Source organism: Pustulibacterium marinum (assembly GCF_900116665.1).
Taxonomy (GTDB): Bacteria; Bacteroidota; Bacteroidia; order Flavobacteriales; family Flavobacteriaceae; genus Pustulibacterium; species Pustulibacterium marinum.
This window is the reverse complement of sequence record NZ_FPBK01000023.1, coordinates 24,248-34,930: the sequence shown is the minus strand read 5'-3', so window position 1 is coordinate 34,930 and position 10,683 is coordinate 24,248. Positions and strand designations below refer to the sequence as shown.

The window sequence follows — 10,683 nt, the reverse complement described above, 5'->3', positions numbered from 1 at the left end:
CATTGTATTTCCTACCGTTTCGAGCTTTGGAGTAGCGAAGACGGGATTTTCATTCGCTCTATTCTCGTTTCAGATGGTCTAGTTATCAGTACAGTATATTTTTTAAAAAGCCATAAAAACACCTCTATTTGACTCAAATTTGACACGTGTTATGTAGCGAACTCCGCTGTGTTTCCAAGCCTTTCCAGCTTTTTAAAAAACACTAAATGCGTGAGGCTACCGCCGAACACCTTATTAAAACCTCCTTTTTTCAAAAGGCGGTGAGAGCGCCGTCTCTCCTTTACCTCTCTTATATTTATATTATTAAAAAAAATCGGAAATACCGGAAATATGAAGTGCAAAGCCTGTATTTACAGGGGTTCAGCGCTTTTTTACTATTTCCTTTATATTTCTACTTTATATTACCTTTCCGAAAAATCGGAAATAATAAAAAAGAAAAGAAGATAAAGGGTTACGACAATCGCTTTTTTCTTATTCCCAAGAGTATTCTATAGAAAAAGCACAATTATACTTTTCTATATCGTCTATGGTTATGGTTCCTGATTGGTCTTTGAATGTAGCTAGTGCATTTTTGAAAGCGATACCGCCAATGGTATCATCTCCTGAAATGCTATCATAATCAAGAAATTGAATTTCGAAACCATCTTTTAAAGTTTCCTTATTGAGAGAAAAGGATTCGAAGCTCCAAGAAATAGGGGATTTTGCCTTTACGTTTTGTCTAGTTCTATCTTGTGTGTGACCTAATGATTTTCCAGTGGTTGGATTATAGAATTTCATATAGACATCAGGGTAAGTTCCTCCGGTGGCTAAATCCCATGCAGCTCCAGTATCTTTTATAGGGTTGTAATCTAAAAATGTAATTTTAGAAATACGAAGTGTTTTTTTTTCTTTTGCAATGGTTACTTGTTTTGCACTAACAGCCTTTTTACCATCACTTAGATCATAAAGGGTAATTACGTAGCTACCTTCCTTTTGGTAAGGATGTTCAAACATAAAGAAGCTACTTTTTTCAATCATTTTTTGATTGTTGTCCCCAAAGTCAACAATGTATATTTTTTCTTCAGATAAATTCTTGACTGCACCGTTAACACTATCAGAAACGCTGTAATTATAATCTTGAATAGCTAGTTCTTGTCCTATAGAGACGTTGATAAATAGTAAAAATAGTAAGTAAATTTTTTTCATAATGAGTTTTTGTTTTTATAAATAATCCAATTTTTAACCAGCGTTTCTTCCCCTTTTAACACTGGCTAATTGATGTTGCAATTCTTCAATCTTTTCTTTTTGCAAATCAATGGTTGCTTGCATGGAAGTTATAATAGCTTCCTTATCCTTTATAGTTTCTGATGCTGTTCGGTATTGATTTATTTCGGGTTCTTGCAAAACAGTGGGTGGTTCCTGTAATGTATAAGGTTCGTCCGACTTCAGCATTTCTCCTTTCTCTGCAAAAAGCCACTCTAATCTAAGATTAGGGAAATTCTCTATTATGTTGGTTAATTTATCTATGCCAATGCTTTTGGATATAGAATTTACATATCCGTTAGAAGCTTTAATTTGCTTTTCAAAGGTTGAAATGCTCATTTCTTGGCTTTTGATAAATAATTTTAATCTTTCTTTTACATTCATTTTCAACTATTTAGTAGGTTTTTAGAGAAAAACTCTATTTATTTTTTTGTTAAATAGAGAAATACTCTATATTTGTAACAGCTACAAAACAAAAACATAGCGTAAACAAAACTAACACAAAATATACACAAAAAAATCCCCATTTGTAGGGATTTTTTGAAAAAGTAAGAATCTAATGAAACGCATTGCAAAAACATCTTTTTCCCTCCACAATAGCCCGGGCGAACCCCAAACCCTTGCGCCCGGGTTTTTACAAAAAAAGGCAGAAAACGCTTTGCGAGATAAATACCTGCCTTATTTGGCATACAACAAAATTCCTTCAAGAATAATTAAGGAATACCGTAGAGACTTAAATGATTTTAAAAAACAGTTCCCAAACTGGAACAAATAAAAATTGATTGATATGAAACGAGTATTGTTTGAAGATTTAGGACAAGATATTCTGTGGTGGGATGTAAACCACGATGGTGAAATAGTTGATTGTGGACCATTCCATAAGCAATTATATGTCGGTGGGGTTACAGACCCGTGTAATGATCTAGAAGTAGGCACAAAACTAAATTTTATTTCTCCAGTAAATGGAGAATCAAGGGTTTTGAAATATAGAGTAGATGTGATAACGGAAACCCCAAAGCCATGAGTACACAAGACAAAAAAACAGCCCTTTTGTTAGAATCCGATTTATCGGAAAAGAATTTACAAGACATATATAGGTTATTTGATGAAGCTTCAGTTGCTGTTAATAATATAGAATACATACTGCTAAAAGCCAATAATCATAAAGATTTAAGAGATGCTTTTATATCTGCCACAGATTTAAACCATGCAACTATCTGGTGTGCTTTATATAGCCTCTCAAAAGCTGCAAAAGAAGCCTTAGAGCAAAAAAGAAAGCAGAATCTAGCAAGTGAAACTTCTAAAACCCCAAAGCCATGAGAAAGTTTTTTGCAAAAGTATCTAATTCATATAAACGAAGCTCTGCTTGTAAGTATTTAAAATCAAAATTTTTTGTAGCTAAATACAATGATGGGGAGTATTACAGATTCATTTTTGATTTGGAAAATGACAGAAGACAAGTAGTGTATATAGATGGTGAACAGATGAACAGTTTAATTGAGCATTTGCAAAGTTTAACAGAATTACAAAATAAAGAATAATGAGTACACAACCCACTACCGACAAAGAAAACATTACCAGTAACGAGTATTGGAGCCGTCAACGCCAAACCGCCCTCACGGTTTTGGCTATTGCAAAGCAGCAAGAAGCTGCAAAGCTGCAAAATGGTTACAAGTATGTAACCCACGGTAAAACAAGCTGGTTAACCAAGCCTATTGCCGTGAATACGCTGAAAAAGAAAAAGTAAACCCTTCAACATGATAGATCAAACCCACGTACAACGTATTAAAAAAGTATTTGGCAGCCATTATGCCAATACGTTAAGCAAAAAATTAGCAGAAAAAGGGCTACTAAACCGTAAACAAAAACCGTTTAGCCGTCAAAGCTTGTCTAACTATTTGCAAAACCCGGAGCGCCAAACCAATACGGCACTTGCAACGGGCATTTTAGAAGTTTTGATTGCAGAAGAAAAGCATCAAAAAGAATTATTAGAAAAACTTAAATCGTAGTAGAATTATGGCTTTTTATATTGTTTCATTAGCACACACGTATTTTCACGAAGAATACACAACACTTTGGAGACCCAATAACGCTGGTTATTGTTTTTCAAAAGATCAAGCTGGTTTGTATGAAAAACCAATTCCCGGTTATCATAATTCAGTTGATAGTATAGCTATTTCAGAAGAATTAGCCAATAAGCTTTTTGTAAAAGGAATGTATGATGGTAAAGAAAAAATGATGATACCAAACACTCCTGAAACTTGGAAAGTTTTAAGCGTTAAAAAAAGATGTGGTAGACTTATAAAAGTAATGCCATGAAAGCAATCTACACCATCTACGCCATAGTATTTGCAATGCTCTTACTACACGTTTTGCGCTGCATCAGTAAACATTTTCTTATCCAACGAAAAATAGACCACCGCCATGACAGAAAAAGAGATCAGAATTAAAATAGGCGCTATTGTAAAAACCAAAGCGCTAGAAGGTGAAGACCTTGAAGTAATAGCTTTCAACCTCCATAATCTAATAGACAACTGCATTAAAACAGTTGCAAAAGAAGGTTTTGCGGTTGGCTATAATAAGTTTGTTACTGTAGAAGATCAAATAGATCATGTAAAACTGCAAATTGATAAACTTTCTAAAATGGGAAAATTTTCCGATACCGTGAAAGCATTATTACTACCGGAGTATAACGCCCGTTTGCAAAGCCTTCAACAACAACTAGCGCAACAATAAAAAACCAACCCTAACCAGCACAAAATGGCGTACAAGTACGACAAAAACGAATTTTTTGAAGCAACCAACGGAGGACTAACGTACATACATAGCGTTTACCCGGATTCTGTAGGTTGTGAAGATAAAAAGAATAAGCATTTTAAATTACGTGAAAGCGAGCGTACACCTTCCTGCTCTCTATTTATGGGAGACAAAGGTCACTACGTTGTTTTTGACCACGGTAGTAGCGATAGCAAAAACGCTATTGACATTTGCATGGAAGAAAACAACTTGGATTTCCCTGAAGCTTTAAAATTCTTATATGCGTTTGCTGGTTTAGAAACTGCTGGTATTCCAATTTTTAAAGCGGAAGTAGAGTACAAAACCCTAACCGATGAAGAACTGGAAGAAAAAGGGAAGGACTTTTGGCACGTGGAATCCAAAGACGTTGCAAAACGTGTTAAAGAGTTTGCGCCCTTCTGTACGCCATATTTAGCCAGTGAATACAATGTAGTAGAAGTTGAATATTATCAAAAGATATTTATTTCTTCAAAAACCAATAAGCCTACACTGTTAACGGTTAAACCAACCGAAAACTACCCAATATTTGCGTACCTATTTGATGAATTTGCAAAGGTGTACGAACCCAAAGCCAGTAAAGACGATAAGTATTCGTTAAAACATCATTACTTAGGAAACAAGCCAGACCGACATATTTACGGTTGGGAGCGTGCAATGGAGTTGGTAGATATAGATCAAATCGAAGCCTTTAGAAGGCTTGTGAGAGATTCTAAAGGAGAAGAACGCAAAGAATATCAAGATGAATTAGACGAATTATTACTACCTAGCATCATTGTTTGCACTGGTGGTTCTGACGGACTTAACACTGCTAGCCTTGGTTATAATGTTATTTGGTTTAATTCTGAAAGTGAGCAATTAACCAAAGCAGAATACAACGAGCTAAAACAAATTGCAAAAGTAGTTTATTACCTTCCCGATCTTGACAAAACCGGAGTGTCTAAAGCAGTAGAACTAGGTTTAAACATTCTTACGTTGAAAACAATTTGGTTACCTAAAAAGGTTGGGAAATCTGAAATTAAAGACGTTAGAGACTACGTGACCAAGCAAAAGAGCGCCCCGTTAGAAGTGGTGCAAGCACGTTTTCAAAAACTCATCAATCAAGCGTTGCAATTTCAATTTTGGTTCTATACCGGACAAAAAGCTCGCCCTTGGAAGTTGAATATTGTAAACCTATATTACTTTTTACAGCATCAAGGTTTTCACATTTACAAAGTTACCAGTACCAACGATATAGAAGAAACTCGCATTGTGCATATTGTGGGTAACATTATCAAAGTAGTTTCGCCACGTGAAGTAAAAAACCACGTATTGCAATGGTTGAAAGATACCGGAGTATCTACCGAAATTTGGGAGAAAATAATGTTATCGCCTTATTTCAGCGAAGCCAATTTATTAACCTTAACAGAAACGTACCCCGAAACCAAAACGGCGACAGCTACTAGCCAAATCTATTTCTTTGAAAATAGAGCCGTAAAGGTGACAAACGAGCGTATTGTGGCTTTAAAATATAGCGAAGTACCTAACAAAATTTGGCAAAGAGATATAGTGCCTTTCAATTTCAATTTGCAAAAGTCACATTTTGAAATCACAAAAAACGAGCTGGGCGAATGGCGTATCAATATACATGACATTGCCAGCAATTACTTTAAAGTACTCATAAATACCAGCCGTATGTATTGGGCTAAAGATGCCAACAATACCGGGCATGATACCAACCGTTTCAACATAAACAGCAAAAAGTTAACTAAAGACGAAAACAGACTGCAAGAGCTTCACCTAATCAACAAAATATACACCGTTGGCTACTTGCTACACAAATACAAAATAAGCTCAAAAGCGCTTATGGTGTTAGGTGTAGATAAAAAGATAGGTAGTTATGTGTTGCAAAGCAACGGAGGTAGTGGTAAATCCTTCTTAATTTCTTGTTTGCGAACCTTGTTACGTAACTGGAAAGAGAAATCAGGGAAGCTGTTATCTGAAGAAAACAAGCAATTTACTTTAGATGGTGTTACGGAAAAAACGGACGTAATTAATTATGATGATTTAAGCCCAAACCATAATTATATGCAACACTTTCCGCACGTTACCGGAGATATGACCGCCAACCACAAAGGTGGAGCCATATATGAGATTCCGTTTGAAGACAGCCCAAAACTAACAGCTACTACCAACTTTGTACCCAAAGATTTAGACCCATCGTTGCAACGTAGATTGTTGATCTATTACGCTGGTGACTATTACCATAAAGCTACAGAAGACAACGAATACCCATTTACTAGAAAAATATCAGACGATTTTGGAGGTAAAGACATTTTAAAAGGAGACTACCCGGAAAAGGAGTGGAACAACGATCTCAATTTTATGATGCAATGCCTACACTTTTACTTGTCTACAGATGAAGTAATAGAAACCCCAATGGACGACATCCTTATAAGAAATCATATGCAGAAAATTGGCGATGCTATGTGGAAGCATACAGAACAATTTTTAAAAGACAATGCCGGAATATTAGCAGAAAAATTCCCTTGTAAAGTAATTTATGAAGACTACAAAGCAGAAGTAGGCAAGTTTGCAAAAAGCGCTCAAAAGCACAACGAGCTGTTTATTATGTATTGCGAAATAAAAGGCTGGTCGGTTGAACGTAAGAAAGCAGTAGAGAATGGTACCGGTAACAGTATTATGCACTATATCATAAACACCAAACCAAACGAAGCTTCGGTAAAACCAGCTGAAAGCGAAGCATTGCAAGGCGTTGAACAAATTGAAAAAGACACAGACAATTTACCATTTTAAAAATTGATAGGATATGAGAACCGTTTCAAATTACAATACACAACCTTATTTTATTGATGTAAAAATCAATATTCCAGTCATAAATATGAAACACGAAATATTTTGGCTGGTAATTAATCAAATTGAGGTAGAACTTTTTGGTAAACTATGGGAATCAACAAGTAAAGATAATTACAAAGGTGTAAGTTGTAATTATTCAGGTACTATAGCTGACTTTGATTTTATTATTCATTCTTGTTATGTAGAATTTCTTTGCAAAGGTAGCACCGCCTATGGGTACATAAATCAAATACCATTTAATCCAGCGTATCTATATGTTATAACTGATGATTGTATTACTCCCGAAAACTTCGTGGTTGTAGAGCGAGAGCATTTGAGACATTTATTGAGTAGAGATCTTTCTATAAGGCATTTTTTGGATGAATTAGTAAGTTTTTTAGAAGCTAGAGTTCTAAAATTTAAAGAACTACAAGCAAACCATGAATATGATATAATTAAAAAATTCAATCCAAAACTAGCTGTTAAAAAAGCACACACTTGTCCTAATGAATATGACGATTTACCATTTTAAACCGTAAACCATGCTAGAACCCGACGAAAAAGTAACCACCCCAGAAACCCTAGAGGTAACGCAAAAGCTAAAAAAAGCCCCAAAAGGGCATTTTGCACACCCATTTGCAAAGGGCGCTATACGTAGCGGTATGATCTTCTACCTGTACAACCCAAAAACGGAAGTACTTGACAACAAAGACTATTACACCAGTGAAGACATGGACGTAACGGAGTTTGTACAATGGTTCCAAAAAGGAATGATCTACGTTCCAGTTACTTTTTTTGACGATATAGACAACGAAAATGAGAAAACCAGCAAAGAAGTACCGGAAAATGCAAAGTGAATTAGACAGCATAGGTATTTACACCGCTATAGTGCCATTTTCTGCTACTTGTTTTCAGTGGATAATAAACGGAGAATTACACGGGCAGTTTAATAAGCGAGAAACCGCCAACATAAGACTAGAAAATTTGTATAACGAAAAGATTTTGAAACAATGAATTTAAACTTACATAATTACGATCTGATAATTATTAATTCCAGTGCTGGGAAAGATTCATTAGTAGCAAAATATGAAGTACACAGAGTTGCAACGGAGCAAAACTATGATATTGATAAGATAATAGTTTCTCACCAAGATTTGGGAGCTATGGAATGGAAAGGCACAAAAGAACTGGTAGCCACTCAATCATCTTATTTTGGCTTTAATACAGTGTATTCAAAACGTAGAAATAAAGCTGGTTACGAAGAAACCTTGCTGGAATATGCAGAACGTCGTGGTAAATGGGCTAGCAATAACCAAAGATGGTGTACGTCAGATTACAAAAGAGCGCCCGGAGCTAGAATTGTAACGGCTTTAACGAAAGATTTAGGAGAGTGTAAAGTATTATACGTTTTTGGATTTAGAGCAGAAGAAAGTCCTAGCAGAGCTAAAAAACTAGAGTTTAAATTAAACAGTATGCTCACTACTAAAAAGAGAACTGTTTATGATTGGCTACCAGTACATAACTGGTCAACAGAAAAAGTATGGCACATAATTAAATCTAATAATCTTCCATATCATTTCGCTTATGATCTTGGAATGCCACGGTTGTCATGTTGCTTTTGCATTTTCAGTCCGTTTAACGCACTGGTAATAGCCGGTATTCACAACCCGGAGTTATTAGATCAATATATAGAAGTAGAAGAAAAGATCAATCACACTTTCAAAGCAGATTGCTCTTTAGCTTCAGTAAAAGAAGCTATTCAAAAAGGCTACAAGCCTAAAGTAGTAGAAAATTGGAGAATGTAAATAATAATTAATCATAAATCATTTTTAAATCATGGGAGTACCTAAGAAACTAAGAACATTTAAGGAAATCAAAAATTTCCACAAACAAGACGAAGCAGCAGCATTGCAAGCTGTTTGCAAAAAGAACAACGTAAGCAGCCGAAACTTAAAAGCACAGCATACGGAGAAAACTTTCATTTGGAAAGAAATTAGATAACCCACAAACCCCTATTGCAATGAACAACCTAAAATCCTTACCAACCACCATCACAAAACAATGGATGTACAAACATTATGGTTTGTGCATGAGTGAAAAGTTTATACGTACAGAAATAAACACCATTATCATTGCAAAAAGGGGTTTGCAACAAACCAAAGCCCCGGCGGTACGTATCATACACCCGTTAGAACTCAAAGAATTTATAGAAATCCACGGTACACCGCCCGGCTTTCAAAACCCGTACAAAGAACACTCACAACATTAAAAAAATAGATATGGCAAATACAAAATTAAGTAAAGCTTCAGTTCAAAAAAGAGTAGAAACTATAGCTCGTGAACTTTCCTATGAATTTGCTGGTGGAATCACTGGTTCTTCATGGTTAAAAGTCAAAAAGAAAACCACGAAAAAACCCGGTAAATATCACCTAGAAAAAGATTTAGGGTTTGATAATGATGGTATGGTAGAATTGATAATGGATATTGAACAGGATTTAGGTGTTTCTATAAACGACAAGGTTTTTGAAAGAAAAACTATTGAAGGAGTTGCTAATTTCATTTATAGAAATCACTATGCCAGCCCAACCAAGTGACAACCAAGACCGGGCGGTACGTATCATACACCCGTTAGAACTCAAAGAATTTATAGAGATACACGGCACACCGCCGGGCTATGAAAACCCATACAAAGAACACTCACAACATTAAAAAAAAACAGATATGGCAAAAGTAGATACAATAGAATTACACATTTACGGAGAAGATTACCGTTACAATATAAACGTCAATAAAGACGGGCTTTTCAGAATAAAGGTAGATCGTGTTGTAGCAGAAGTATTAGATTTAAGATCGACTCAATTAGGAGAGCGCACATTGAAAGCTCTAAAAGATTTAATACTTATTCCCTACGGCAAGTTTTTAGAAGCCAATACTAGAGAAGAAATGTACATAGGTATTATCTATGAAGTAAATGGCTTTTTTGCAGATGTAATCAGTGATACAATTAGTATTTCAAATCACTATAAAAGTAAATTTCATAAAATGGGTTTTAGTGATAGCCCCGACAGTTTAAGTTTTAAAATTACTGTTTTAATAAAGGAAATTTACTCTACCGGTAACGACCAATGGTTTTACGCTAAAAAAACAAATAACGGTTTTACAAAAGGAAGAATTAATATGAGATTGAGTAATCAAACCGTTATAGTTCCGTATTCAGATGAAGCCTATCAAACACTTTGCAAAGCAAAAGACGGCTTGCAGAAAATAAGTAAAATACTTTTCAATTTCTTAGATCAAGAAGAAACTGAAATTGTTAAGCAGCTTAATTCAGGTCAACTCTTATTAGGAAACCATGCCAGCCCAACCAAGTGACAACCAAGACCGGGCATTCGTAAACCAAAACTTTCTAGTAAAAGTGTATTACGATGGTAAACCCGGAGCAGAACTTACAGGAGCCGGACAGCTGCAAAAGCTGTTTGGCAGCCAGTACAAAGACAAAATATTTGCAAAAGCCTTCAGCACGCAAAAACAAGAAGTATCAATTCGCATTAGAGACAAAAAAGCAACAGTTAAATTAATTTCAAGATGACATCAATTTTAGTAGTACACAGCAAAGGGAGTGATTTTTTCCCAGATATTGAAATAATAACAAATGATGATATAAAACTTGTAGTCGGTTACAAAACAACACCGGAATGTTTACCGGAAAAATTTGTTAGTCACCATGCAAAAGCTGATACAGTTCAAGCGACTGCTACTTTTAGTTTAAAAGACATTATAAAAACACTTCTTATAGAATCTTATTGATTTTAA

The 10,683-nt window shown here is 35.2% G+C and carries 20 protein-coding genes; 18 read left to right on the top strand and 2 right to left on the bottom strand.

The annotated features are described in order from the left end of the window. Positions 1-471: 471 nt before the first annotated feature. Entirely contained in the window at positions 472-1,185 is a 714-nt protein-coding gene (locus BM383_RS18240) for a hypothetical protein (RefSeq protein WP_093026594.1), read from the bottom strand. 33 nt (positions 1,186-1,218) lie between these two features. After that, the gene (locus BM383_RS18235; protein WP_143106471.1) at positions 1,219-1,581 is read right to left on the bottom strand and encodes a hypothetical protein; all 363 of its coding nucleotides are present in this window, start codon (positions 1,579-1,581) and stop codon (positions 1,219-1,221) included. Positions 1,582-1,801: 220 nt separating this feature from the next. Between BM383_RS18235 and BM383_RS18230 the strand changes: the two genes are divergently transcribed. The 18 genes from BM383_RS18230 to BM383_RS18150 all read left to right on the top strand — a co-directional run bounded on the left by BM383_RS18230 (position 1,802) and on the right by BM383_RS18150 (position 10,677). Beyond that, positions 1,802-2,017, top strand: coding sequence for a hypothetical protein (locus BM383_RS18230; protein WP_093026592.1), 216 nt, complete (start codon positions 1,802-1,804; stop codon positions 2,015-2,017). Positions 2,018-2,029: 12 nt separating this feature from the next. After that, positions 2,030-2,266, top strand: coding sequence for a hypothetical protein (locus BM383_RS18225; protein WP_093026591.1), 237 nt, complete (start codon positions 2,030-2,032; stop codon positions 2,264-2,266). After that, positions 2,263-2,562, top strand: a complete 300-nt coding sequence (locus tag BM383_RS18220) for a hypothetical protein (RefSeq protein ID WP_093026590.1) — start codon at positions 2,263-2,265, stop codon at positions 2,560-2,562. The genes BM383_RS18225 and BM383_RS18220 overlap by 4 nt, the downstream gene beginning before the upstream one ends. Continuing rightward, complete coding sequence (locus BM383_RS18215; protein ID WP_093026589.1) at positions 2,559-2,783, top strand: hypothetical protein; 225 nt, start codon at positions 2,559-2,561, stop codon at positions 2,781-2,783. The genes BM383_RS18220 and BM383_RS18215 overlap by 4 nt, the downstream gene beginning before the upstream one ends. Further along, positions 2,783-2,989, top strand: a complete 207-nt coding sequence (locus BM383_RS18210; RefSeq protein WP_093026588.1) for a hypothetical protein — start codon at positions 2,783-2,785, stop codon at positions 2,987-2,989. The genes BM383_RS18215 and BM383_RS18210 overlap by 1 nt, the downstream gene beginning before the upstream one ends. Before the next feature lie 10 nt (positions 2,990-2,999). Then, positions 3,000-3,251, top strand: coding sequence for a hypothetical protein (locus tag BM383_RS18205; RefSeq protein WP_093026587.1), 252 nt, complete (start codon positions 3,000-3,002; stop codon positions 3,249-3,251). 7 nt (positions 3,252-3,258) lie between these two features. Then, a complete protein-coding gene (locus tag BM383_RS18200; RefSeq protein ID WP_093026586.1) occupies positions 3,259-3,561 on the top strand; it encodes a hypothetical protein in 303 nt (100 codons plus the stop codon). Between the two features lie 105 nt (positions 3,562-3,666). After that, positions 3,667-3,978, top strand: a complete 312-nt coding sequence (locus BM383_RS18195) for a hypothetical protein (RefSeq protein WP_093026585.1) — start codon at positions 3,667-3,669, stop codon at positions 3,976-3,978. Between the two features lie 24 nt (positions 3,979-4,002). Continuing rightward, a complete protein-coding gene (locus BM383_RS18190) occupies positions 4,003-6,831 on the top strand; it encodes a hypothetical protein (RefSeq protein ID WP_093026584.1) in 2,829 nt (942 codons plus the stop codon). A gap of 13 nt (positions 6,832-6,844) precedes the next feature. Continuing rightward, positions 6,845-7,402 (top strand): hypothetical protein, encoded by a 558-nt coding sequence (locus tag BM383_RS18185; protein WP_093026583.1) that lies wholly within the window; start codon positions 6,845-6,847, stop codon positions 7,400-7,402. Between the two features lie 10 nt (positions 7,403-7,412). Further along, positions 7,413-7,727, top strand: a complete 315-nt coding sequence (locus BM383_RS18180; protein WP_093026582.1) for a hypothetical protein — start codon at positions 7,413-7,415, stop codon at positions 7,725-7,727. A 153-nt stretch (positions 7,728-7,880) separates the two neighbouring features. Further along, on the top strand, positions 7,881-8,675 hold the full coding sequence (locus BM383_RS18175; protein ID WP_093026581.1) for a phosphoadenosine phosphosulfate reductase domain-containing protein: 795 nt from the start codon (positions 7,881-7,883) through the stop codon (positions 8,673-8,675). Between the two features lie 31 nt (positions 8,676-8,706). Further along, positions 8,707-8,871, top strand: coding sequence for a hypothetical protein (locus BM383_RS18905; RefSeq protein ID WP_177229163.1), 165 nt, complete (start codon positions 8,707-8,709; stop codon positions 8,869-8,871). Between the two features lie 19 nt (positions 8,872-8,890). Next, a complete protein-coding gene (locus tag BM383_RS18170) occupies positions 8,891-9,139 on the top strand; it encodes a hypothetical protein (RefSeq protein WP_093026580.1) in 249 nt (82 codons plus the stop codon). 10 nt (positions 9,140-9,149) lie between these two features. Further along, entirely contained in the window at positions 9,150-9,464 is a 315-nt protein-coding gene (locus BM383_RS18165; RefSeq protein WP_093026579.1) for an acyl carrier protein, read from the top strand. Positions 9,465-9,591: 127 nt separating this feature from the next. After that, on the top strand, positions 9,592-10,242 hold the full coding sequence (locus tag BM383_RS18160; protein WP_093026578.1) for a hypothetical protein: 651 nt from the start codon (positions 9,592-9,594) through the stop codon (positions 10,240-10,242). After that, positions 10,223-10,459 (top strand): hypothetical protein, encoded by a 237-nt coding sequence (locus BM383_RS18155; RefSeq protein WP_093026577.1) that lies wholly within the window; start codon positions 10,223-10,225, stop codon positions 10,457-10,459. Before BM383_RS18160 ends, BM383_RS18155 begins: the two co-directional genes overlap by 20 nt. Beyond that, a complete protein-coding gene (locus BM383_RS18150) occupies positions 10,456-10,677 on the top strand; it encodes a hypothetical protein (protein ID WP_093026576.1) in 222 nt (73 codons plus the stop codon). The genes BM383_RS18155 and BM383_RS18150 overlap by 4 nt, the downstream gene beginning before the upstream one ends. Positions 10,678-10,683 lie beyond the last annotated feature (6 nt).